The organism is Geosporobacter subterraneus DSM 17957 (genome assembly GCF_900142145.1).
Taxonomy (GTDB): Bacteria; Bacillota; Clostridia; order Peptostreptococcales; family Thermotaleaceae; genus Geosporobacter; species Geosporobacter subterraneus.
Genome location: NZ_FQZV01000010.1, coordinates 13,233 through 38,218, shown reverse-complemented (window position 1 = coordinate 38,218; position 24,986 = coordinate 13,233). Strand labels below are relative to the sequence as shown.

At 41.8% G+C, this 24,986-nt stretch carries 24 protein-coding genes and 1 other annotated feature; of the genes, 18 read left to right on the top strand and 6 right to left on the bottom strand.

From position 1 onward, the window contains the following. Positions 1-48: 48 nt before the first annotated feature. Positions 49-204, top strand: coding sequence for a FeoB-associated Cys-rich membrane protein (locus BUB56_RS04470; RefSeq protein ID WP_110940176.1), 156 nt, complete (start codon positions 49-51; stop codon positions 202-204). Between the two features lie 140 nt (positions 205-344). On the opposite strand, the gene BUB56_RS04465 is transcribed toward BUB56_RS04470, so the two are convergent. Next, positions 345-1,439, bottom strand: a complete 1,095-nt coding sequence (locus BUB56_RS04465) for a GGDEF domain-containing protein (protein ID WP_110940175.1) — start codon at positions 1,437-1,439, stop codon at positions 345-347. A gap of 144 nt (positions 1,440-1,583) precedes the next feature. Between BUB56_RS04465 and BUB56_RS04460 the strand changes: the two genes are divergently transcribed. After that, positions 1,584-1,985 (top strand): transcriptional repressor, encoded by a 402-nt coding sequence (locus tag BUB56_RS04460; RefSeq protein WP_110940174.1) that lies wholly within the window; start codon positions 1,584-1,586, stop codon positions 1,983-1,985. Positions 1,986-2,028: 43 nt separating this feature from the next. Beyond that, positions 2,029-2,646 carry an HD-GYP domain-containing protein gene (locus tag BUB56_RS04455; RefSeq protein ID WP_110940173.1) on the top strand — a complete coding sequence of 206 codons (618 nt, stop codon included), beginning with the start codon at positions 2,029-2,031 and terminating at the stop codon, positions 2,644-2,646. A gap of 224 nt (positions 2,647-2,870) precedes the next feature. On the opposite strand, the gene BUB56_RS04450 is transcribed toward BUB56_RS04455, so the two are convergent. Beyond that, positions 2,871-3,500, bottom strand: coding sequence for a transposase (locus BUB56_RS04450; RefSeq protein WP_330392555.1), 630 nt, complete (start codon positions 3,498-3,500; stop codon positions 2,871-2,873). A 161-nt stretch (positions 3,501-3,661) separates the two neighbouring features. Between BUB56_RS04450 and BUB56_RS04445 the strand changes: the two genes are divergently transcribed. After that, a complete protein-coding gene (locus BUB56_RS04445; RefSeq protein WP_110940171.1) occupies positions 3,662-4,012 on the top strand; it encodes a cupin domain-containing protein in 351 nt (116 codons plus the stop codon). 818 nt (positions 4,013-4,830) lie between these two features. After that, a complete protein-coding gene (locus BUB56_RS04440; protein WP_110940170.1) occupies positions 4,831-6,246 on the top strand; it encodes a sodium:solute symporter family protein in 1,416 nt (471 codons plus the stop codon). 32 nt (positions 6,247-6,278) lie between these two features. Here the strand turns inward: BUB56_RS04440 and BUB56_RS04435 are convergent, their stop codons facing one another. After that, entirely contained in the window at positions 6,279-6,773 is a 495-nt protein-coding gene (locus tag BUB56_RS04435; protein ID WP_110940169.1) for a ferritin family protein, read from the bottom strand. Between the two features lie 206 nt (positions 6,774-6,979). Here BUB56_RS04435 and BUB56_RS04430 point away from each other — a divergent pair, with 206 nt between their 5' ends. The 3 genes from BUB56_RS04430 (at position 6,980) to BUB56_RS04420 (ending at position 10,418) form a co-directional block, all read left to right on the top strand. Beyond that, positions 6,980-8,422 (top strand): NAD-dependent succinate-semialdehyde dehydrogenase, encoded by a 1,443-nt coding sequence (locus BUB56_RS04430; RefSeq protein WP_110940168.1) that lies wholly within the window; start codon positions 6,980-6,982, stop codon positions 8,420-8,422. A 150-nt stretch (positions 8,423-8,572) separates the two neighbouring features. Next, positions 8,573-9,025, top strand: coding sequence for a MarR family winged helix-turn-helix transcriptional regulator (locus BUB56_RS04425; protein ID WP_110940167.1), 453 nt, complete (start codon positions 8,573-8,575; stop codon positions 9,023-9,025). Between the two features lie 4 nt (positions 9,026-9,029). Continuing rightward, positions 9,030-10,418, top strand: coding sequence for an MATE family efflux transporter (locus tag BUB56_RS04420; protein ID WP_110940166.1), 1,389 nt, complete (start codon positions 9,030-9,032; stop codon positions 10,416-10,418). Positions 10,419-10,546: 128 nt separating this feature from the next. Here the strand turns inward: BUB56_RS04420 and BUB56_RS04415 are convergent, their stop codons facing one another. Further along, entirely contained in the window at positions 10,547-12,310 is a 1,764-nt protein-coding gene (locus BUB56_RS04415; protein ID WP_190014195.1) for a putative bifunctional diguanylate cyclase/phosphodiesterase, read from the bottom strand. A 225-nt stretch (positions 12,311-12,535) separates the two neighbouring features. On the opposite strand from BUB56_RS04415, the gene murQ reads away from it, so the two are divergent. The 9 genes from murQ to BUB56_RS04370 all read left to right on the top strand — a co-directional run bounded on the left by murQ (position 12,536) and on the right by BUB56_RS04370 (position 21,270). Beyond that, positions 12,536-13,468: an N-acetylmuramic acid 6-phosphate etherase gene (murQ, locus tag BUB56_RS04410; RefSeq protein WP_330392554.1), complete on the top strand. Its 933-nt coding sequence runs from the start codon at positions 12,536-12,538 to the stop codon at positions 13,466-13,468. 86 nt (positions 13,469-13,554) lie between these two features. After that, positions 13,555-14,286, top strand: coding sequence for a GntR family transcriptional regulator (locus tag BUB56_RS04405; protein WP_110940163.1), 732 nt, complete (start codon positions 13,555-13,557; stop codon positions 14,284-14,286). A gap of 45 nt (positions 14,287-14,331) precedes the next feature. Further along, positions 14,332-15,717, top strand: coding sequence for an N-acetylglucosamine-specific PTS transporter subunit IIBC (nagE, locus tag BUB56_RS04400; protein WP_110940162.1), 1,386 nt, complete (start codon positions 14,332-14,334; stop codon positions 15,715-15,717). Between the two features lie 73 nt (positions 15,718-15,790). Next, positions 15,791-16,933 carry an N-acetylglucosamine-6-phosphate deacetylase gene (gene nagA, locus BUB56_RS04395; RefSeq protein ID WP_110940161.1) on the top strand — a complete coding sequence of 381 codons (1,143 nt, stop codon included), beginning with the start codon at positions 15,791-15,793 and terminating at the stop codon, positions 16,931-16,933. Positions 16,934-16,952: 19 nt separating this feature from the next. After that, complete coding sequence (locus tag BUB56_RS04390; protein WP_110940160.1) at positions 16,953-17,864, top strand: DUF7916 family protein; 912 nt, start codon at positions 16,953-16,955, stop codon at positions 17,862-17,864. A 34-nt stretch (positions 17,865-17,898) separates the two neighbouring features. After that, complete coding sequence (locus BUB56_RS04385) at positions 17,899-18,375, top strand: PTS sugar transporter subunit IIA (protein ID WP_110940159.1); 477 nt, start codon at positions 17,899-17,901, stop codon at positions 18,373-18,375. 288 nt (positions 18,376-18,663) lie between these two features. Further along, entirely contained in the window at positions 18,664-19,398 is a 735-nt protein-coding gene (gene nagB, locus BUB56_RS04380; protein WP_110940158.1) for a glucosamine-6-phosphate deaminase, read from the top strand. A gap of 130 nt (positions 19,399-19,528) precedes the next feature. After that, positions 19,529-20,716 carry a class I SAM-dependent methyltransferase gene (locus BUB56_RS04375; RefSeq protein WP_110940157.1) on the top strand — a complete coding sequence of 396 codons (1,188 nt, stop codon included), beginning with the start codon at positions 19,529-19,531 and terminating at the stop codon, positions 20,714-20,716. A gap of 53 nt (positions 20,717-20,769) precedes the next feature. Next, positions 20,770-21,270 (top strand): GAF domain-containing protein, encoded by a 501-nt coding sequence (locus BUB56_RS04370; protein ID WP_110940156.1) that lies wholly within the window; start codon positions 20,770-20,772, stop codon positions 21,268-21,270. 52 nt (positions 21,271-21,322) lie between these two features. Here the strand turns inward: BUB56_RS04370 and tyrS are convergent, their stop codons facing one another. Then, the gene (gene tyrS / locus BUB56_RS04365; RefSeq protein ID WP_110940155.1) at positions 21,323-22,549 is read right to left on the bottom strand and encodes a tyrosine--tRNA ligase; all 1,227 of its coding nucleotides are present in this window, start codon (positions 22,547-22,549) and stop codon (positions 21,323-21,325) included. 49 nt (positions 22,550-22,598) lie between these two features. Continuing rightward, positions 22,599-22,801 (bottom strand) — a binding site (T-box leader). Positions 22,802-22,997: 196 nt separating this feature from the next. Here tyrS and BUB56_RS04360 point away from each other — a divergent pair. Then, complete coding sequence (locus BUB56_RS04360; RefSeq protein WP_190014193.1) at positions 22,998-24,368, top strand: S-layer homology domain-containing protein; 1,371 nt, start codon at positions 22,998-23,000, stop codon at positions 24,366-24,368. A 46-nt stretch (positions 24,369-24,414) separates the two neighbouring features. Here BUB56_RS04360 and BUB56_RS04355 read toward each other — a convergent pair whose 3' ends face one another. Beyond that, positions 24,415-24,945 carry a GNAT family N-acetyltransferase gene (locus BUB56_RS04355; protein ID WP_110940153.1) on the bottom strand — a complete coding sequence of 177 codons (531 nt, stop codon included), beginning with the start codon at positions 24,943-24,945 and terminating at the stop codon, positions 24,415-24,417. Positions 24,946-24,986: the final 41 nt, after the last annotated feature.

Genomic DNA, 24,986 nt, shown 5'->3' with positions numbered 1-24,986 from the left:
GATTTGAAACTATAGCACCTTCTAAATCTATAAAAGGGAGAGGAAGAAATGGCTGATTTTGTTGTTGGCGGATTGATTGCTGCCATTGTGGCTTATAGCATATATCGTTATATCAAAAGGCAGAAGTCCGGCGGAGGCTGTGACAGTTGTGGCGATTCTTGCAGCATATCGAATGAATGTGAAAGCCATCAATCCCATAAATAAAACTTCAGGGGACAAAGAATGCTGCTAAGATATAGAATGTGGAGGCGGCCTTTTACCTGTAATTTCCGGATAAACACTAAAAAGGACCTGCATAGGTCCTTTTAATATAGGAAGGGTTTTTAGAGCATATTTCTAGAAACTCAGGCAGACAGGATCTGGTTTTTACCCAGGGATTTTGCTTCGTAGAGCAGTTGATCTACAGAATCTAAAAACCCATGCTGCTGACAGGAGGGACTAAAGCAGGAGCTGTTTCGAACCCCGCCGCTGATGGTTACCCTAAGGATTTTATCATTGACATAAAAAGAGTGTTTTTCAATAGAGCTTCTGATTCTTTCACAAATGAATTTAGCCTCATCTAAAGAGGTATTAGGAAAAATGATGGCAAATTCTTCCCCTCCATATCTGGCAGCGATATCCGTTTGCCGGATATTATTTAAGATCAATAGAGAGATTTCCTTTAGAATCATGTCACCGGCGAGATGACCGTAAGTATCATTGATTTTTTTAAAATTGTCTATATCCAGCAGTGCCAGACTAAAGGGAGAATTGCTTATCTCTGTTTTTTTAATGAATTCACAAAAATGAAAATAGAAGCATTTATGATTATACATATTGGTTAAAAAGTCCTTATTGGCCATCTCACTTAATTGCTGATTTTTTTGGGTTAACTCATTGTTCATAAAAGAGATGTTATACTCCAATCGGTTGATTTCATTGATTACAGTGGATAATATGTAACCTAAAAGATAGAAGAGGACTATATGAATGACGGATTCATAAGTAAATAGATGGCTACGATTATTTAAAAGCGTTAAAAGTGAATAACCAATGGCCGCCAAAGTACTAAAGATTGAATAGCTTTTGTGATGAAACAAAATGCTCTGAAATGTAATATAGAAGTAAAATAAATGGGAGAGAATATGAAAATAGCTGTTTGTAAAATGCAAAAAGAAAGTTAAGAAGAGCATATCCAAAAGAGCAATCAGCAGGCTTGTGAACTCATCGCCCGGCTCATCCTTCTGACTTTGAAAATAAGCTTTACGAATATAATAAAGCAATTTAAACAGAATGTAAATACCGTATAAATAAACGAAAACCCTGATCTGAAAGTTAGAAGCCTCATCAAATAGTTTAAATATATTTAAAATTACAAGAATCATGACAATACTCATGATTTGAACACCTAAGTAGAATTCGTAAATCTTTCGCGTTCGAAGATTGTGGATTTGCGTCATACAATACTCCTTTCTTAAATGAAAATGATAATTAATATCATTATAACTTTGTGCTTTGAAACTGTCAATAAATAATGGGCTGAGTAAACAGATGATCAACACCCAGTAAAGAACCAAAACTTGCTGGACAAAGGAGAATATTATATGAAGTTGAAGAATAGTACTTCCAGAGTATCTAGGAAAGAAGAGCTCATATATCAAATATTTAGGCAAAAAGAGGGTACAGCACTTAGTGTGTATGATATTGAAGCTGCCGTAAACATTGATAAACAAACCATGACAATAAGAACGATCTACAGAGTAATGGATCAACTGCTGTCGAAACGAATCATTTATTGCAGCACATTGAAAGATGGAACTAGGTATTTCATGTTATCCAACTATTATGATATTGAGCTGACCTGCCATATGTGCGGATGGAAAAGTAAAACAGCTGCCAGCGTTAAGCTCCAATATCCAGATAATCCTTTATCAAGTATCTGTGTCATGGGAGGAAAGATTGATCTTCTAGGAGTATGCCAAGAATGCAGTAAGTTGGTTGGATAGCACTTACAATGAGACAATTTTTTTGTAAAAGGGGACAGAATAAATGAAATGTATTGCAAAAGAAATCTATCATGATGTGATAGAATGCCTTGTTGGGGCACTAGAAGCAAAAGATATATATGTCAGCGGGCATTCTAGCAGAGTGGCAGATATGGCCTATGACTTAGCAAACAAGATAGGAATAAAGGGCAGAGCACTAGAAGATATCCATATAGCAGCCCATCTACACGATATAGGCAAGATTGGAATTCCAGATCATATCTTAAATAAAACAGAGAAATTGACGGTTGAAGAATGGTTATCTATTAAAAAACATCCGGAAATAGGATATAACATTTTAAACCGTTCAGACAGTCTAAAGGACATTGCCAATATTGTTCTATATCATCATGAGCGGTGGGATGGCAAAGGATATTGCAAAGGGCTTATTGGAGAGCATATACCCCTGGGATCGAGAATTATTGCAATCTGCGATGCTATAGATGCAATGGCTTCCAATAGATCCTACAGAAGTGCACTTTCGTGGGAAAAATGCAAAAAGGAGGTCGAAATAAATAAAGGATTGCAATTTGATCCATTTTTAGTGAGAGAAATAGGAGATCTATGGTATACATGGGAGCAGTTATCTAAATCTGCTTTTAAAAATATTACAGCCATTTAAACATGGATACATGCTCTCAAAGTTTGACAAATGTAGAGAGTGATTTCAATTGCTACGGAGAATAGATTCTCTACTACAGAGATAAAAAAATCATTTATATAAGCAAGTAATCTATATATGAATAAGAAATAGAACATTCAGCGGAATGGCACAAGGGCCAATGTCGTCAACTTAATTTGTATAAATATGGTAATGTTTAACGTCATACTGTCCCTATATCGTTCCTAAAATAGTTTTTTGTTGGTGCGCCCATATTTAGGGTTATGCCTTGTTGGGCGCTCAAACTTCCTATCCCTTCGGATGGCTACTACATGTTTAGATAGTTTTTTTACGAATTTTTCATACAACTTCATGGCCTTTTGAAGATCATCCTGTAATAGAACATGTAGCAAGTCCTCTTTTAAATAGGCGATAGCCATTCGTTGGTTTATTTTATACTCATGTTTCTTTTGGCTGTTTTGATGCAACTTATCATACTCTTCTTGTGCGTCAGCAATCATTATACTCGCCAAGTTACTGATATATATGCTGGCATAGAAATCCTGCTGTACTGCTCTATCGGTATCGCCTGTAAATTTTTCTAACTTTATTCCATTTTTGAGTAGATTGTATTTTGTTTCGATTCCCCAGTGCATGTTATAGATCTCTTTTAGTTCTTTTAGATCTGCCTCTGCAGGATCTAAATTGGTTATAAGGATTTCTTCATCTTCTGTTTCTAGCTTTATTCGTGCACATCTTAGGTTGAAATTTACAGGTCCCTCCACATCTTTTATTTTATTTTGATTAATTCTATGTTTTACCATATTAACACGAATGATTTTATCGTCATTACAATTGCTCATACAGAATTTGATTTTGCGAGATTGATTTGAAAATATTGTAAATATAAATCACAGAAAAAGGCAGAGACGTACTTTTTTCTGTGATTTTTTAAGATACTGGAAAAATTTGATTCAAATCACAGCATGTTTTTTTTCGCAGGTGCTATACTAAAGAAAAAACAAGGAGGATTATTATGGAAATACAAAGCTTAATTAAAAATATGCCCTTTTCACAAGCGGTGGATATGGCATCCTTGATTGATTATCAGGAGGGAAGAGTCGTAAGCAGAACCTTAGCACAAAGATTGGATTTGAGCATGACTTTATTTGCGTTTGACAAAGGAGAGGGAATCAGTTCTCACTCGGCAGCAGGCGATGCATTGGTATATATTATAGACGGAACAGCAGAAATCACTATCGGAGAGGAGAAAATCAAAGCTTCTGCAGGAGAAGTTGTGGTTATGCCTGCCAATATCCCCCATGCCTTAGATGCCATAGAACGGTTCAAAATGTTTTTAGTAGTAGTAAAACCGCAAATAAGGTAATGAAAAAACCCATAGAAATATGGGTTTTTTCAATGTTATAATTATAGATATGTGACTAATAAATCTAATGTTTATTTGGAACGACGAGGGCGTCGATCCCTACTGTTTTTTCTTTGGTAGGGGCAGGTCTCTGTGCCTGCCCGTTAAACTTCCTGGTCGCTACCTGAGCTAAGATATACTATCTCCTGGGTTCAGCAGGCTTATCCTATGAATAGGCCTTTTATCCAACAGCGGCATGAGTAAGAATACTCCTACACAAACTAACCACTCCATATAAATAACGTGCGGCAAAATTCTTACAGCAGGTACAAACTGCCACAGAATCAGTACCGACATTCCTGTCAGTGTTGTATAAAAAGTAGAGTTTTTCTCCAAAGGCCAGGTGCGAAAATAGTAAAGAGGAAAACCACTGTAAATGCTGTTGTTAGGCTGAGGCCTTTTAAAATGCCTACAACGGTAAAAGCCATGAAAAGGGTTAGAATTCCGAGTACGCAAAACAGGAATGTATTTCACTATAATCATCAACCGATTTTCATCACCCATCGGCTCTCTGTATGAATCCTATAACTACTTTTTTCCATCACTATTTTTCCGATTATTATATTGAAAACTAGTATATATAAAAGACGAGCATACTAACAATATGTAAAATATGAAATATTTTAGAAATAGCTCTGTTTTCTTCCATAGATTTCATTCCTTAAATTCGCCCTATAACTCAAAGTTAACATTTTAAAACTATACACTGATAAAGCAATAAAACAAATAGGTTCGTTCCGTGACAAGATTTATCATGCATGATAAACTAAAAATAGAAGATGAGTAAAGGAGAGGTGGGTGTTATCGCAGGTTTCATGCATTTCTTGAGTACGATTATTACTTTGCTTGCAGTTTCATATTTTGGTATTCTGTCAATGAAAAAAGTACAGACATCACAGGATTTTTCGGTAGGGAGCAGAAAACTCAATCGATATCAAATTTCAGGCAGTATTTTAGGAACGGTGGTAGGCGGCGCTTCTACAATTGGCACTGCCCAACTGGCTTTTCAACGTGGCTTTAATGCCATGTGGTTTACATTGGGTTCAGCGGCAGCCTGTTTGCTGCTGGGATTTCTGATAGCAGGGCCTTTACAACGGGCACAGGTAGATACAATTCCTGAGTTTTTGTCCCAGAGCTATGGTGAAAAAGCAGGTTTTGCTGCCAGCATCATTACTTCCTTTGCCATATTCATTCATGTAATTGGACAAATACTTTCTTCTACTGCTATTTTCACTTCAATGTTTCATGTTTCTACGGCAATCGCTCTATTGGTTACGATTGGATTTATATTATCCTATATATTTTATGGAGGATTCCTGGGAACCAGTAGAATTGGGATCATAAAGACTTTTTTATTGTACTTTGCTCTAATTATGAGTGGAATGGCAGTGTATTTGCATTTCAATGGGGTAGAAGGAATGCTGCATGCTTTTCCAGACAGACAATGGTTTAACCTTTTCAGTGGGGGTATTTTTGCAGGGGCTGCACAAGGGTTTTCCATGGTAATTGGTATTGTATCCACACAGACTTACCTACAGGCTATGTTTGCCGGAAAAGATGAGAAAGAATCACAAAAGGGTGCTTTTATTGCGGCTTTATTGATTCCTCCTGTTGGATTGTTATCTACAGTGATTGGAATGTACATGCGGGTTGCCCATCCTGAGACAATACCGAAGCAGGCTTTGATCGTATTTATTTTAAAATATCTGCATCCTGTGGTGGGAGGGGTTGCTATTGCAGCGCTGATCATATCCGTGCTAGGTACGGCATCCGGTTTGATTCTGGGGATCGCTACCATGATAACGAGGGATATTTATTCAAAAAAAATAAATTCTTGCGCCGATGACCGACAGCAGTTGGCATTTTTTAGATACTGTATTTTAGGAATATCTGTGATCTCAGGATGTTTTGTCTGGGGAAATGCAGACTCCCTCATTTTAGAATGGGGTTTTTTATCAATGGCTTTGCGTGGTACGACAGTCTTTATTCCATTATTGGGTGTCATATTTTATAAAAAACGCATATCTGCAGAAGGCGGATTGAAGGCGATCTTGGTTGCGCCTATTCTCGCGTTGATGTGGGGAATCTACGGTATAAAGACCGTAGATCCCTTGTATGTGGGAGTACTGGCCAGTATCGGCATCATGATGGGATATTCGGTAAAAGAGAAAAAGAAGAGCTTTCCTGCCTCTTAAGGGAAATGCTCTTCTTTTTATATCAACCTGTTTTATAGTCCGAGCAGTTTGACGGAAGCATCAGCTTCCTTGGACAGTACCATCCGCAAGTGCTTTTTTTCCTCAGCCAGAACAATATTGATTTCTTCCGGTGCCAGATCCGGGAAAAGAAGCTTCAATTCATTGATATATAGGATGGCATCTCGTTCAATTTTTTCCGCAACATGCAGGGCATCTTCTTTAGCATATTTTCCCTGCATCTTCGCTAATACATCTTCGCTTTGTGAAAACATATCGGTTTCGATCAATAATTCTATGTAAGCTGCATCGTCCTCAGTCAACTCTAACCTGCCTTCGTTAGGCAGACGGTTGAGAAGGCCTGTATAAATCCTCTCGTGCTTCAACTCGTCTTGGGCGAGGGACTCAAATAATTTTTTGCCTTTTCCCTCTTCCATCTGTGCCGCCAGATTGGAATAGAATTCCGCAACCTTTGCTTCGTTACGAATGATAATTTGCAGTAATTTACTGCCGTCAAATTGAATCGCCATATGTTCACACTCCTTAATTCATTTTGTATAATTATACCCCCGCCCCTTTAGACAAAACAAAATTATGATATAATAGTTGGAAAGAAAAAGAAAATATAACAAATTAAAGGACAATAAACTAAGATTGGATTTGCATCGCTTTTTATTTATCGAGGAAATCATAGCAGAAGGGATGCAGGTTCTATAACGCAGAAGGAGGAATGAACATGAAACACTATAAAATGTATATTAACGGTGAATGGATAGAAGCTCACAGCCAAAAACGGCTGGAAGTGCTTAACCCGGCCACCGGTGAGATTTTAGGAACAGTACCTAAGGGAGGCGCTGAGGAAGCAAAGGCTGCTATCCATGCAGCCCATGAAGCCTTTCCCGTCTGGTCGGCTATGACTGCCGGCAGCCGCTCTGCTTATTTGAGAAAAGCCTATGATCTTATGATGGAACATCAGGATGAGATTGCAAAAATTATGACCTTAGAGCAGGGTAAGCCCTTTGCAGAGGCAAAGGGGGAGGTAGCCTATGCTGCCAGCTTTATGGAATGGTATGCTGAGGAAGCCAAGCGGATCTATGGAGAAATGATCCCTGCATCAAAGGAAAATAAAAGAATTATGGTATTGAGACAGCCTGTGGGGGTAACGGCTGCTATAACCCCCTGGAATTTTCCGGCTGCTATGGTGACCCGCAAACTGGCGCCTGCTTTGGCAGCAGGCTGCACAGTTATCTTAAAACCTGCATCACAAACTCCTCTGACAGCGGTGAAGATCTTTGAATTGCTTGAAAGAGCAGGACTGCCAAAGGGAGTAGTCAATTTGGTTACCGGATCTGCGGGAGAGGTAGGCAATACACTGATGGAAGATTCGAGGGTGAGAAAAATTACCTTTACCGGTTCTACAGAAGTAGGAAAAGTATTGATCAAACAATCTGCGGATACGGTAAAAAGAGTATCTATGGAGTTGGGAGGACACGCGCCTTTCATCGTATTTGATGATGCTGATATAGACCAGGCGGTAGAGGGCGCATTAGGATCTAAGCTGCGCAACTGCGGTCAGGTATGCATTGCTTCCAACCGATTCTATGTGCAGGAGGGTATCCAGGAAATCTTTGTGGAGAAGCTGAAGCGCCGTCTGCAGCATTATAAGATTGGCAATGGGATGGAGGAAGGCGTATTGATCGGCCCGATGATTGATCGCAAGGGCTTTGAAAAAGTAGAGAGCCATATCCGGGATGCGGTAGAAAAGGGAGCAAAGATTGCAGTTGGGGGTCAAGGCTGCCATCGTGCAGATCACGAGGATGCAGGCTACTTCTTTGAACCTACCATATTGACAGATGTGAAGGAAAATATGGCAGTGATGTCGGAAGAAACCTTTGGACCGCTGATTCCTATTGTGACCTTCAAGACAGAGGAAGAAGTACTCCGAGCGGCTAATGACACGCCCTACGGCCTTGCCGCCTATTTGTTCACTCAATCCCTGTCCCGTGCCTTTAGAGTATCAGAAAGATTGGAGTATGGGATTATTGGCGTAAATGACGGCGTGCCATCTACTGCCCAAGCACCCTTTGGAGGCTTTAAAGAAAGCGGCATAGGCAGAGAGGGAGGGCATTACGGCATCGATGCCTTCCTGGAAACCAAGTTTATATCTATAGGGTTATAAGATGATATCTTAAGCAATAATTAAGGATACTATTGCGTAAAATAACCTTGACAAAAACAATCAAAAAGGTTAGAATTCTAATAATTAGAATTCTAACCTTTTTGTTTTCGAAAGATCACAGAAGGAAGGAAAGAAAGGAGTGCATTGATCATGCGTGAAAAGAATCTAAAAGAGATTTATCAGGGCCTGATGGAATTCACAGCCCTATTCCATCAAAAATTTGGTCATGTTTTCCGCAACAGCTGTCATAAGGAATATCCCTGTACCAAGAGTCAGAACAAAACCATTATGATATTGGGCGATAAGGGATCAATGACCTCAACCATGTTGGGACATTGTCTGGATATGAAAAAAGGCAGTCTAACCACAATGATTGACAGCCTGGAAGAAATGGGACTAATCTTTCGGCAAGCCGATGAAATTGACCGAAGAAAAACATGGATTGGTCTGACTGCCCAAGGGAGGGAATATAGGGATTCTAAGATGAAAGAGTTTGAAAAAAGCATTACAGCCATGTTCAATATTCTGGAAGCTGATGAAATAGAGGAATTCGCAGCCAATATCAAAGCAGTTGTAGAAACAATGAAGAAGGTTAAGGAGTGATAGAATGGAAGATCGAGCGAATCAACTGGGAGAGGAACGGATTTGGAAGCTGCTGTTGAAGTTTTCAATTCCAGCTATTGTAGGGATGCTGGTGAATGCATTGTATAATATCGTAGACCGGATATTTATTGGCAGAGGTGTAGGAACCCTGGCCATTGCCGGGATTACCATAGGATTCCCGGTGATGACGATTCTTATGGCTTTGGGAATGCTCATAGGATTAGGAGCTACTTCTCTTGTTTCTATTCGACTGGGGGAGAATAAGCGGGATGAGGCGGAGCTGATCATGACCAATGCCCTTGTTTTATTGGTGTCAGTCTTGCTGGGAGCATCGGTGTTGGGACTGATATTTCTCAATCCAATGCTGAGACTTTTTGGTGCAAGTGCAGAGGTGCTGCCCTATGCGAAAGCATATTTGAGAATCATTTTGATCGGTGCAGTATTCCAAGGGGTAGGCTTTGGCATGAACAATATGATACGGGCCCAAGGAAATCCCCATGTGGCTATGATGACCATGCTGATAGGAGCCATACTAAACACCCTGCTGGATCCACTTTTCATTTTTGTATTTGGATGGGGCATTGAAGGGGCTGCTCTGGCTACCATTCTCTCACAGGCAGTTTCCGCTGCATGGGTGCTGCGCTATCTTTTTAGTGATCAGAGCTCCTTGAAAATGCACATGAAAAATGCAAAATTGCAGAGGGAAATCGTAATAAAAATCATAGCCATCGGTTCAGCTCCTTTTATGATGCAGGTTGCTGCCAGCGCAGTTATGACGCTGCTCAATCACCAGCTGAGAATTTTCGGAGGAGATGTTTCTATTTCAGCCATGGGAGTTATTTATAGTATTGCTATGATGATTATGATGCCCATCTTTGGTATCAATCAAGGATCACAGCCGATCATTGGATTTAATTACGGAGCGAAGAAGTTTGACCGGGTGAAAAAGGCACTTACCTTAGCCATTGGTGCGGCGACAGCCATTGTATTATTAGGCTTTATCATTGTTCAGCTATTCCCTGAAAATTTATTTCGTTTGTTTAATAACAAGGATATAGAACTCATTGCTTTTGGTACACAAGGCATTAGGATCTACTTGATGATGCTTCCCATCATTGGGTTTCAGATTGTAAGCGCCAATTATTTTCAGGCGGTGGGAAAGCCAAAGCAGGCCATGATTTTAAGCTTATCCAGACAGGTGCTGGTGTTTATTCCTGCATTGCTGATCCTGCCCAGATTTTATGCACTGAAGGGTGTTTGGGCTGCTGCTCCTACGGCTGATCTGGTGTCTTCTATTATTACAGGGATCTGGCTGGCCTTTGAAATGAAACATTTGAATGACAGTCATGCAGACATTCAAATTAAGCGTGGAACAATACAGCCTGAGCAATAAGCAAACAGGTTTGTCGGCCATAATCTATAGTATTTAAGAAATAGACTAGACTTTGTGGTGGTTGAATTGAAATAAATCAAAAAAAGGAGCAGGCAGAGTAGTAACATACTGGTGCAAGCTCCTTTTGTTTAGGGGACAAGATTTATACTTCTTAAAAAACACTTCTCAACCTGATCTGCAGGTAAAGGCCGGCTAAGGAAATATCCTTGCGCCTTGTCGCAAAACCGGTTTCGCAGAAATAACAGCTGCTCTTGGGTTTCCACTCCCTCTGCTGTTACTGAGAGATTAAGATTGTGAGCTAGGTTGATGATCGCACGTGCAATAGCTTCTTCCCTAGGATCTTCCATTATACCGCTGATAAAGGATTTGTCGATTTTAATGGTATCTATGGGAAGCTGCTTTAGATAGTTTAGTGAGGAGTAACCGGTGCCAAAATCATCTAGTGCAATGCGAATCCCCATGCATTTGAATCGGTGCAGCACATCGGTGACAAGCTCAAGATTATGTAAGACGATTCCTTCGGTGATTTCTATTTCCAAACAAGAGGGTTCCACTTGACATTCATTTAGTACAGCAGTTACCATTTCTACCAGATTGCTTTGTTGAAATTGGCGGGCCGATAGATTAACTGATACAATCATTGACGGGAAGCCCTGATCCCGCCACTCTTTTAACTGCCTGCAGGCTGTCCTCAATACCCATTCGCCAATGGGAAGAATCAGATTGGAGGCCTCCGCCAGCGGTATAAACCGCATGGGTGCAATGAGACCCATATCGGGATGCTGCCAGCGGAGGAGTGCTTCTACACCAATAATATTCCCAGTGGTCAAATCTGCAAGGGGCTGGTAATGAAGGACAAATTCATCCTTTCGGAGGGCAGATCGTAAGTGGTTTTCCAATTGAAATTTCTCCATGATAGGAATATTTAATTTATCAGAATAAAATTGAAAGCAGTTTCTGCCTTGACCCTTGGCATAACACATGGCCGTCTCAGATTTTTGAAGTAAGTCATAGCCTTCAAGGCTGTCCTCAGGGTAAATGGCGATACCGATACTGGCAGTGATATATAGCTCCTTTTGATTGAGCAGCCAAGGGTTTTCAAAAAGCTTTAGAATTTTGCTCCCCACTTCCGCCGCACTTTCAGGGTCATGGATAACCGGCAGGAATATAGCAAATTCGTCTTTACTGTAGCGGGTGAGGATATCTATTTCATGGAGACATGTTTTTAGGGCAGTGCCTACCTGTATCAGCAAATCACTGCCTGTATTATGGCCCATTGTCTCATTGATGACCTTGAAATAATCGAGGTCCAAGTATAAAAGTGCAGCCTTATGTTTTTTTGATTCAGCCTGGAAAAGGGCTTGAGTGACTCTATCATGAAAAAGTGTTGGATTGGGAAGTCCGGTCAGGGGATCATAGTAAGACAAATCAAAAACCCGGGCTTCACTGAGCCGTAATGCCTCTTCGCTTTCCTTCAACTTTTCCAACTGCAGTTTTTGTTCTTCTTCTGCCGCCAGCAGTTCTTCTGTCGCTGCTTCCAGTTCCTCATAACTGCTCATAAGCTCCCTGGACCAATAAAGGGTATTGTCTATATGACGATAAATCAATGCATATAGCATTGAGGCCGTAGCCAGCACGTAAAACCACCCCTTAAAGGTTTGCAGGGTGGACAGCAGATCAACATCTTGTACAACCCGATTCAAGGCTGTGTCAGAGAATAGGATCCATAAGGCGCCAACGATGGCATAAATCATGGTTATTTTGAACGCTGAATGGCCCGGATTGGGAACATGATTCCCCCTCAAGCTGCGATCCTGCCCATAGAATAAGGCGCTCATATATTTGGTTTTCATAATGATACTATTAAAATATTCTTGTATTCTCCATGGCATGAGCGGATCACCCCAGAAACATAAATTAAACATTATGCAGATATATACCCAAATAAAGGAGCAGAAAAAATAATAATGAGAAATCATGACAAAATAATTACTGATTCTCTATAATTCTACAAAAATGTAATTTTACCCTCTGATTTCACAAAAAATAGGGAAAAAGTAGGATGGAAATACAAGGAAAATTATTATTGTATCTGAAGGATAAATGAAATATAGTTTATATACAGGGTATATTATTATGAGCAGGAGGAGATAAAAATGGATTTTAAGACATTGATAACGGAAAGCGTGAATCCAAACACCCTTACCATTGACCGAGTTTCTACGGAAGAGATGATCCGCATGATTAATGAGGAGGACAAAAAGGTAGCTTTTGCCGTTGAAAAAGAAATTCCTATGATTGCAAAGGCTGTGGAACTGATCGTAAAACAAATCCGGCAGGGAGGCAGGCTGATATACATAGGAGCAGGAACCAGCGGACGTATTGGAGTGCTGGATGCCTCCGAATGTCCTTCAACCTACGGGGTAGACCCTTCGCTGGTACAGGCCCTCATAGCAGGCGGCGTGGAGGCTATTTATCTGCCAAGGGATGGTGCAGAGGATTTGGAAGAAGAAGGAATTGCAGATTTAAAGCGCATTAACTTTGATAAAAAGGACGTACTGGTGGGGATTGCAGCCAGCGGAAGAACACCCTATGTAATAAGGGGTATGGCCTATGCCAGAGAACTGGGTGCACCTATTATCACAGTAACCTGTAATCCCCAGTCAGAAATGGCTCAGCTTGCAGACATTTCTATTGCACCGGTGGTAGGCCCGGAGGTGATTATGGGGTCTACACGGATGAAAGCAGGAACTGCACAGAAAATGGTGGTGAATATGCTTTCTACCGGAACGATGGTCAAGCTGGGGAAAGTATATAAAAATCTAATGATAGATGTGGAAGCCAGCAATGAAAAACTAAAGGATCGGTGCAGAAGAATGGTTGCATTGGCCGCCAACGTAACGGAGGAAAGAGCGGAGGAACTGCTAAAAGAAACGAATTATGCGGGCAAATTGGCAGTTTATATGGGTTTGTCAGGTCTACCTCTGGAACAGGCAGAAGAAGCTTTAAGAAAACACAGAGGGAAAATTCAGGATGCCCTCGGAGAATAGTAAAAAAGTTATTGCATTTCCGGAAAAAGGTGGTAGAATATAAATAAAGTGGTATATACAACATGTCAACATAGCAGGAGGAAATAATGAAAAGAGTAAATAAACATTCTTTTGTTCCACTGTATTATCAGTTAAAGGATATTATTACAGAAATGATCGAAAATGAAGAATTAAAACCTCAGGACCCTATACCATCAGAGCGTGAGCTGTGTGAATACCACGGCGTTAGCCGCATGACTGTAAATAAGGCTATCACCAGCTTGGTTTCAGAAGGATTGTTGTATAGGGAGCAAGGCAAAGGAACCTTTGTTGCCCGTCCGAAGGAGAGACACTCCCTATCGGAACTGCGAAGCTTTACGGAGGATATGCGGCGTCAGGGTATGACGGTGGAAACAAGGATGATCTCTTTTCAAAAAAGGCCTGTAACTAAAAAGTTGGAAAAAGCTTTACAACTAAGAGAAGGCCAGCAGGTATTTGAAATTCGGCGGCTGCGAATTGTATCAGGAGAACCTTATGCCCTGGAAACAGCCTATATTCCGACACATCTGTGCGAGGATTTAACTGCTGAAAAACTGGAGAACAACTCACTCTATGCCATTCTATCTGAAGTGTATCAGCTGGAAATGGCCTATGCCTACCAAACCATAGAGCCAGTGATCATTGATGATTATGAAAGTATGCTGCTGCAGGTAGAAAAGAACAGCCTGGGACTGCTCTTCTCCAGAAAGACATATCTCCAAGATCATACCCCAATGGAGTTGACAAAAGCCATCTATAGAAGTGACAAATATAAATATGAAGTGATGTTAAAACGTTAGATTTGTGCTATAAGCGCATAAAATAAATAAAAAGGGGGATACATCATGAGTAAAAATGCATTTGCACAACTGTCAAGGCTAGGCAAAGCAATGATGCTGCCGATTGCAGTACTGCCGGCTGCTGCACTGTTGTTGCGGCTAGGGGCGCCGGACGTTCTAAACATTCCTTTTGTCATGCAGGCAGGAGGCGCTGTATTTGATAACTTGGCCTTATTATTTGCTATTGGTATTGCTGTAGGTATTGCTCACGACAACCATGGTGCGGCAGGAATTGCAGGTATGATTGGTTATTTCGTATTGGTCAATGGATTAAAAACCATTAATCCGGATTTAAACATGAGTGTATTGGCAGGTATCTTAGTAGGGGTATTAGCAGGGGGACTTTATAATAAGTTTTATAATATTCAGCTTCCCGAATTCCTAGGATTCTTTGGAGGTAAAAGATTTGTACCCATTGTTACTGCTGCAGCCTGTATTGTAATGGCGGGCGTGTTTGGCATCATTTGGGCACCTATCCAGAGCGGTATCCATGCAATGGGAGAATGGATCATTGGCGTAGGAGCAGTAGGTGTATTTGTATTTGGATTTCTTAACCGTCTATTAATTCCTGTAGGATTGCATCACGTACTTAACAGTTTTATCTGGTTTGTATTTGGAGAATATACAGATGCGGCTGGAAAGGTAGCTACAGGAGACTTGCATCGATTTTTTGCAGGAGACCCAACTGCAGGAAATTTCATGGCTGGATTTTTCGTCATCTTTATGTTTGCTTTGCCAGGGGCAGCATTAGCCATGTATAAGTGTGCAAAACCTGAAAATCGCAAAGCAGTAGGAGGCGCTCTCCTATCCGTTGCATTTACAGCATTTTTAACAGGGATTACAGAGCCTATCGAGTTTATGTTCCTTTTCCTAGCACCAGTGTTGTATTTCTTCCATGCACTGTTTACAGGCTTAGCACTAGTGGTATGTTATACCTTTGGAATTCTTCACGGGTTTGGCTTCTCGGCAGGATTGATTGACTATGCACTCAACTTCGGTTTAGCTACAAACGCCGTCATGATTATCCCAGTAGGGCTTGCCTTTGGCGCATTGTACTATTTTGTATTCCTATGGGCCATCAATAAATTTGATATTCCTACACCGGGACGGATGGATGAAGACACAGGAGAGGCTTTTGACAATGTCAGTGAGGCTGCAGTACAACTATTAGAGCGATTAGGCGGAGCTGGAAATATTGTAAGTCTGGACGCTTGCATTACACGTCTTAGACTAACCGTGAAAGATGCTGCAGTAATAGATGAGAGCAGCTTAAAAGCAATAGGTGCTAAAGGGATGATTCAGAAAGGCAATAATCTGCAGATCATTGTAGGCACGAAAGCGGAGATTATTGCTGATGAAATGAAAAAGGCTATGCAAAAAGTAAAAGCATAATGGAGAATGGTGACCTTTTGTCACCATTCTTTTTGAAAAAAGTCTGGAGGAATCTAAAAGAAGGGTGAAAACAATGAAAGCCATCGGAAATATAAGAATAATCAATGATAGGAAATCAGTATCCGGAAGAGCACTAATTTTTGATGAAAAAATACAGGACGTTATTCCGGAGGAGAGACTACCCTTCTATCAAATAGAAGATTGGATAGATGGCGGGGGAGCTTATTTATCAGCGGGATTTATGGAGCTTCATATCCATGGCTGTGCCGGCCGTGATGTGATGGACGAGGAGGAATCCTCCCTGTCAGAGATCAGAAAAGCCATTCTTTCTACAGGGGTTACCTCTTTTCTTCCCACAACCATGACCATGGAATTTGAAAAAATTGAAAGGGCTTTAGTACGAATCCGAAGGGCTATGGGAATACAAGAGGGCGCTGAAATATTGGGCTGTCACCTGGAGGGTCCTTTTATCAATCCAAGGTATAAGGGGGCTCAGGATGAAAGCTTTATCCTCCCTCCTAACTTCAAACAAATCGAAGCTTATAAGGATGTAATAAAGATGATAACCTTTGCACCTGAGCTGGATGCGAAGGGGACCTTCATCCAATGCTGTAAGGATCACAATATCGTTGCATCCATCGGACACAGTGATGCCACCTATGAGGAAGCCATGGAGGCGATCAGAGCCGGAGTACATCATGTGACCCATATATTCAACGGCATGGCTCCCTTTCACCATAGAAGTCCCGGTGTCGTCGGTGCAGCCATGGATTCAGAGGTAACCTGTGAACTGATTGCAGACAATATTCATTCCCATGAAGCTGCGCAGCGGATATTGTTCAAGGTAAAGGGTTTGGAGAAGATCGTGCTGGTTACCGATGCCATGCGGGCTTGTTTATTGAAAAACGGCATCTTCGACTTGGGAGGACAGCAGGTTGTGGTGGATGAGAAGTCTGCCCGTCTGATGAATGGAACCTTAGCTGGCAGCATACTAACCATAAACAAGGCTGTAAAGAATTTCGTTGAAACGTCGAGAATCTCTTTAGAAGAGGCCGTCGAAATGGTTACCATGAACCCTGCCAGAATTTTGGGGTTAGAAAAGCAAAAGGGCAGTATAGAAGCGGGCAAGGATGCAGACATCATTCTGTTCGATGATGACCTAAATATTCAGCGAAGCTTTGTAAGGGGAAGAGAGGTCTACAGGCGGGAAATATAGAGGAATACGGGGGGATTATATGGATCGGATTTTAGACATGAGACCAAAGGATTTGGTGAAGCTGGATGGAAAGCAGCTGTTAGACAGCATACGGGCGGCAGAGGGGAGAACGATTATTTGTGAAATCCTCTGCCCTGTGATGCCCTTATTGTTTGATGTGACCAATGCTGAGCTGGTAGCAGCCTTTGGGGCAGATATTATTCTGCTGAATTTTTACGATACACAGAAGCCTGCAATATTTGGCATAACGCCTCAAGAAGGGGAAAGCCCTATAGAAGCGGTTAAAAGGCTTTCAGGCAGGGCTGTCGGAGTCAATCTTGAGCCGGTGGATCCCAATAAAGAAGTATTGGGACAAAGGAGTATTCTAGAGCCGGGTAGGATTGCTACCCGGGAAACCATGCGAAGGGCCTATGAACAGGGTGCACAGATCATTACCTTAACGGGCAATCCTAAGACAGGGGTTTCCAATGATCAGATTGAAAGGGCTATCCGAGAGGCTAGGGAGGAATTGGGAGACCGGATAATCATTATTGCAGGAAAAATGCACAGTGCAGGTACCGGGGGAGAAATGAGCGAAGGCATTGTCAATAAATCAGTGATAGGGAGCTTCCTCAATGCCGGTGCCGATATCATACTGCTGCCTGCCCCGGGAACAGTTCCCGGAATTACATTAGAATTCGTAAAAGAAATGGGCGATTTTATCCATCAAAGAGGGGGAATGCTCCTGACGACTATTGGGACTTCCCAAGAGGGATCTGATGGGGATACGGTCAAGAGCATTGCCCTTTATGCAAAAATGGCAGGGGCAGATTGCCATCATATTGGAGATGCAGGCTATACAGGCATTGCAGTACCTGAAAATATTATGACCTACTCTGTGGCAATCCGGGGCAGAAGACACACCTATAGACGGATGGCCATGCGAGGATAGTTTGCAAAATTTATACAATTAGGGAGACGAGAATATGTTAAATTTGTTTAAGAAGAAAGAAAAGAAAGTAGTTCTCTACAAGCCGATTCCCGGTAAGGTAATGGACATAGACGAGGTACCTGATGAAGTATTTTCTCAAAAATATCTGGGAGACGGCTTGGCGGTGATGCCCGATGAGGACATCATCCTAGCGCCCTGTGATGGTACTGTACTGCATCTGGCCAATAGTTTCCATGCAGTAGCTGTAGGAACAGCAGAAGGGTTGGAAGTACTCATTCATATCGGTCTGGATACGGTGCTCTTAAAAGGGAAAGGATTCACGGCTTTTGTAAAAAACGGAGATCCAGTGAAAAAAGGCGATAAGCTGGTTACTTTTGATAGAGATTATATCGAAGCTCAGGGCAAGTCTTTGATTACACCGGTGGTAATCACCAATATGGCGGAGAAAGTAAAAAGCATTACAAAGCGTAAGGAATCTTCAGATATATTGATGGAAGTGTATCTTAAGTAAGGAGATATGCTGTGAAAAAGCACTGGAGGAGAGCGTAGAGGCTCAGGAAATGTTATTCTGAATGCGACGATGTGAAATGAAGAATCTGTAGAAGTGTTAGCATATCTAGATCCTTCGTAAGCTCCTTCGCTACCGCTTAAGACTAAAGATTCAGGATGACAATCTTTTATGCCGATAATAATGTATAGTTTTAATAGGGACTTTTCTTTTGCCGTTCTGCGCAGATAGTGTGTATAAGGTTTGCAGTCTTATAACAAGAAGTACAGGATGAAGCCGAGGTGAAGCGTTGTGAAGATTTATGTGGAAGAGAATTATCAAAAGCTAAGTAAAAAGGCGGCATATATCCTGGCCAGCCAAGTCAGACTCAAGCCTGATAGCGTACTGGGATTGGCCACTGGAGATACTCCCCTGGGCATGTACCGGGAGCTGGCTGCCATGCACCAAGAGGAGGATCTGGATTTTAAAGAGGTAAAAACCTTTAATCTGGATGAATATTATGGTTTGGAGAAGGAAAATCCTCAAAGCTATCATTATTATATGATGGAAAATTTCTTCAAATATGTGAACATCCAGGAGAAGAATATTCATATTCCAGATGGTCAGGCACCGGACATAGAAGAAGCCTGCCGCCGTTATGAGCAGCTCATCAGGTTGATGGGCGGCATCGATCTTCAGGTATTGGGAATCGGCAGAAACGGACATATCGGGTTTAATGAACCGGACGTAAAGTTTGAGGCTACCACCCATCTTGTACAGCTGGATGAGGATACCATACAGGCTAATGCCAGGTTTTTTGATTCTATCCACAAGGTACCCACCCAAGCCATTAGTATGGGAATCAAAACCATTATGCAGGCGAAAAAAATTGTGCTTCTTGCAAGCGGACGGGAAAAACGGGAAGTGATTCAGAGGGCGCTGGAGGGAAAGATTTCGCCGGAGCTGCCGGCCTCTGTGCTGCAGCTGCATAACGATGTAGTGGTCATATTGGATCGGGAGGCCGCTGGCGGGTTAAAAGAAATATAGATTCATAGAATGTGACAGATTAACAAAAACTAGTGCTGCATCTAAAAAGAGAACAGCACTTTTTTACGTAGAGAAACTATAAATTTTTGATATAATAAAGGTATGCAAAAGCGAAAGGAAGAAGCCATATATGGATGATATAAGGGAACTTATAGACGGGATCTTCGGTCAGGAGACTCTGATCTCTGGGATATTCAGCAATCTGCGGAAAAAAGAGGGGGCCGAATATCAAAAAGTAGATGTGAGACCGGTTGTCATAAAGGGTCAGAAGGTATACCAATTTAGCTATCACTACCCGAAGAAGGTGACCCATGAAAATCTTGAGGCCAAAGCATCCGCCGATAAAATTAAAGCGCTTATGTCGGGATACTTTAGACAGGGACAGATCTATACAGCGGAAGGGGATTATCAAATCCTGATTAGCAAGAAGGGCAGCGGTAGGATACTAAAAAAGCCCCCTTCAAAAAAAGCCCAAGACCTCAGTCACAATCGTAAAAAAAGCTATATTATCCCTGAGAATGAGCCCTGTCCATTCATGAAGCGGTTAGGTGTCATGAATGATAAAGGAAAGGTTCTTGCCAATAAATATGATAAGTTTCGGCAGATAAACCGCTTTCTGGAGATGGTATCGGATGTTGTGCCCTATCTGAAGAATAAAGGTGAGCCCCTTCAAATCGTAGATTTTGGCTGTGGGAAATCTTATCTTACCTTCGCCCTTTATCACTATCTTACAGTGATCCTGGGGATGAAGGCAAATATACTGGGATTAGACCTAAAGGAAGATGTGGTGAACCACTGTAACACCATCGCCTCTGATTTAGCCTATGAGCAGCTCTGGTTCATCACCGGTGATATCCGGCAGTATACCGGAAAAGACAAAATCCATATGGTGGTCAGTCTTCACGCCTGTGATACAGCCACAGACGCAGCACTGGTTAAGGCTATAGAGTGGGATGCAGAGGTGATTCTATCCGTACCCTGCTGCCAGCATGAGCTTTTAGGGCAAATACATCATCAGGTTATGAAGCCTATGGAAAAGCATGGAATTATAAAGGAACGGCTATCCTCTCTGGTTACCGACAGCATACGGGCCAACATTTTGGAGATCATGGGATATACTACCCAAATCCTCGAGTTTATCAGCATGGAGCATACGGCTAAAAATTTATTGATTCGTGCTGTAAAGGGCAGCAGGAATGCAAGAGAGGCTGTGGAAGAATATATAAGCTTCAAAAGCTTTTGGAAGGTGGAGCCCTATCTTGAAAAAGCACTGGGGGCAAGACTCCAGGAGCGGTTAATGAGGAAAAGGGAGGAATAAGATGGATCGAAAAAATATGTTTCAGTGGATTATCAGGGAAAGGTGTGACACCTATGAACGAAATTAAAAAGATCGATAGCAAAGATAAAGAGAAATTTTATAATTATTTAAACCTGAAGCTGACAGGCTTAATCTGTGAGGAGCCCGATTGGCTGGCCAATTTGTCCAATGCAGCTGCTTTACTCTATCTGCTGCTGGATGACATCAACTGGGCCGGATTTTACCTTTATAAAAACGGGGAGCTGGTATTAGGTCCTTTTCAAGGAAAGCCGGCCTGTACGCATATCGCACTTGGAAAAGGGGTTTGCGGGACAGCTGCCCAGGAAAGAAAAACCCAGCTGGTTCCTGATGTACACCTGTTCCCTGGCCACATCGCCTGTGATGCGGCTTCTCAGTCAGAGATCGTTGTACCGATCCTTCATGAGGAACAGCTCATCGGTGTGCTGGACATAGATGCACCCATTAAAGAACGGTTTGATGAAAAGGATGCCCTTGGGCTGCAGAAGTTCGTAGATATCCTCAACAGGTATGTGAATTGGTCGCAAATCTGTTGATAATTATATAAAAAAGAGAAAGCTATCCACAGAAAATGGATAGCTTTCGTTTTTAGCTTAGTCTGATCTGATGATATACTTTCTTGCCTTTTTTAATCATCAATGCGCCATCGGAAAAGTCAGAAAGCTGGATGATGTGGTTGGCGTCCTCGATTTTCTGATCATTGACCGCAATACCGCCCTGCTGAACAAGCCGTCTGCCCTCGCTTCGGGATGGAATGAGACCTGCTTTAGCCAACAATGTCAGCAACTCCATACCTTCAGAAAACTCGCCCTGGGAAATCTCTGTGAAAGGAACTGCTTCAGACATAGCCCCTTTTCCAAAAAGTGCTTTCGCAGCTTCTTCTGCCTTCTTCGCTTCTTCTGTACCATGAACCAGTTGGGTCACCTCAAAGGCCAGGATTTCTTTAGCCCTATTGATCTCAGATCCTTCCAGGGCTCCTAGGCGTCTAACTTCATCCATCGGCAGGAAGGTCAGCAGCGCAAGACATTTTTCCACATCACGGTCATCTACATTTCTCCAGTATTGGTAGAACTCATAAGGTGAAGTCTTCTTAGGATCAAGCCAAAGGGCACCGGATTGGGTTTTGCCCATCTTATTGCCGTCGCTGGTAGTCAGCAGGGTAAAAGTCATGCCGTAGGCCGAAGCCCCTTCCACTCTGCGGATTAAATCAGCGCCATGAATAATGTTGGACCATTGATCATCGCCCCCTAGCTGAAGCTTACAGCCATACCTTCTGTAAAGCTCCAGGAAGTCATAGGACTGCATGATCATATAGTTAAACTCTAAAAAGGACAAGCCTTTTTCCATACGACTCTTAAAGCACTCTGCCGCCAGCATACGGTTTACAGAAAAATGTCTTCCGATTTCTCTTAAGAAAGGAACATAGGTAAGATTCATCAGCCAATCAGCGTTATTGGCCAAGATGCCTTTTCCCTCGGAAAAATCCAGGAAATTGCTGCACTGCTGCTTAAAACATTCTCCGTTATGCTGGATATCCTCAGGTGTCAGCATTTTTCGCATGTCAGTTCGTCCTGAAGGATCTCCTACCATCGCAGTACCGCCGCCGATCAAGAGGATAGGACGGTGGCCTGCCCGCTGAAGATGGGCCATGGCAATCAGCTGCAGAAAATGACCTACATGGAGGCTGTCTGCGGTAGGATCATAGCCGGTATAAAAGGTCACGGATTCCTTTCCAAGCAATTCGCGTATTTCGTCTTCATGGGTGGTTTGCTGTATAAAACCACGTTCCTTCAGTACATCATATACATTTGTCATCGTAAGCCCTCCTTACTTTCCATAATAAAAAAGAGCCTGTTCATCCATATATAAGGACGAGCAGACCCGTGGTACCACCTTAATTCGCATATAAATGCCTCAGGCCATGATAACGGATGGGAACCCGTCGAAGTTTTGCTTCGAAACTCCGGAGGTGTATTTCGTCTGTTCATGTACTGCAGATCTCTCACCGACCGATCTGCTCTCTGGGTTGTAACCATGAGGACTACTGGACTCCTTCACTGTTTTTCCACTGTCACTATTTTATCCTATATTATCATAAGTATGAGCATTATGACAAGATTTAATTACAGAAGTTTATAAAGTCAACTGCTTTTCTCCAATAATTTGAAAGAAATAATGCCATAATTTGGTTTTCAAACACTGGCAATTGGTATATAATAGAATGTGCTTAGGGGAAATTGAGAAAAAAATTGGAGGAGAGATTATGAAAAACAAAAAAATTGTTTTGCTGTTGGTGATGACGCTGATCCTATCAGCAACAACAGCAGCCATGGCCCAGACAGAAGTGGGTTACATGAACCGATTGGACTTTACGAAAGAAGTACTTAAAACTTTCAATATTCAGCTGTTAGAGACCACTCAAACTGCATTCAAAGATGTAGCTATTGCAGATATACCTTATGTAGAAACTGCATACCAGAGCCGAATCATTTCAGGCTATGGGGATTCCTTCAAGCCAACCAGTCCGGTAACGAGAGAACAAGCTTTAATTATCCTGATAAAAGCAATGGGTGAGCAGGGTACCGTAAGCAAAATCACTGCAGAGGAAATGGGCAAGGTTCTGACTTTCCAGGATCAGCAGTTAGTATCTGCGTGGGCAAAGCCTTATGTTGCTTATGCGGTTGCAAGAGGTATTACAACACCTAAAGATGGTAAGTTAAATCCCCAAGCGCAGCTGACTCATGAGGATGCCAAGAGCTACCTTGAAAAAGCAAAGCAGTATTATGATGCAAATCTTACCAGAGAAGGCCTGAGTGCGGCAGCTATGCTGCAGAAGGTAAATGAGAAATTTACTGAATTTAACACCTATAAGTATCGTGGGGTCTTCGATATGGAGACCAAAGCGGAAGTGCCCGGACAGGGTCAGCAAGCCATGAAAATGGAAATGATTCAAGAGGGAATGTTCCAAAAACCAATGCAGGTCTATGTAAAAACTATTGCGAAGGTTGCAGGGATGGAAATGCCTGGAGGAGATCAGGCAGCTGAGGTGTACATGACAGACAATGCAATGTACATTCGTGTACCGCAAGAAGAGAAATGGGCGAAGATGGATATCAATCCAATTATGCAGGAGATTCAAAAGCTGACAGGAAATCAGGATATAGGTAATGCTGTAATGTCAAAGGATCAGATGGCTGCCCTAGGCATGTATGCAACCTATAGCCCAGATGTAGTAAAAGATGGAAAAACCTATTATGTGATTAGTGCCAGCATCGATAAAGAATCCTTTAAAAAGATGTTCAACGAAATCATGGAAAAAGTCTTTTCTTACGTAGCCGATGCGGCAGCAAAGGAAGCCGGAGCTCAGCCCCAGGTTGACCAGGAAATGATCAAAAAGCAAATGATGGAAATGGTAAACATGATGGAAATCGAAATGGATTATCAGATGTTTATTGACAAAGAAACCAAGTTGTTTGAGGATATGAAAATCTTCCAAACTATTCATATGAATATGGGAGAAATGAAAAGTCATGTGACCAGTATAGGAAACTTCAAGTACTATGACTTTAATGGCCCGGTAACTTTCCCGGAGATCAAGGGGGAAGATATCCAGCAACTGAATACCATGCAATAAAATTAGGACAGGAAAATTTTCCTGTCCTAATCTTTTGGAAAAAGATTTATGATCGTGATGTAGATCTATGCCTATAATACTCCTGCTCCAGCATAGACATGATTATCATTGAACGATAACCTGTGTTGGATTTTTTACATTCTCGTAGAGTCCCTTCCTGTATAAATCCCATTTTCTGATATAAACGAAGAGCTCGGTGATTGTCTTCAAACACATCCAGCCATAGCCGATGGCAGCCGTAGTTTTCAAAGCATAGCTTTAAAATAAGTGCTAAGGCCATTTTCCCATATCCCTGACCTGTGATACTCAGGGCAATCCTGCGAAACTCTATAGATCGATCTTCATTGGTAAGGCCTGACAAAAGGACGTAACCAATGATTTTTTCAGAACCACACTCTTTTAAAAGCAGATGGGCTTCATCGGGGTTTGTTATAGCCTCTTGATGTCTTGCCCTAGGCCATGAGTAGACAAATTTTTCAGCATCTTGGCTATTTTCTATGGATAGAACAGTATCCAGGTCTTCAAAAGCCGTTTCAGTAAGAAAGATTTTATTAGATTGAGCAATGGACGGGCGCATAATTACCTCCTATATCTAACTTGAGTATTTATCATAGTATT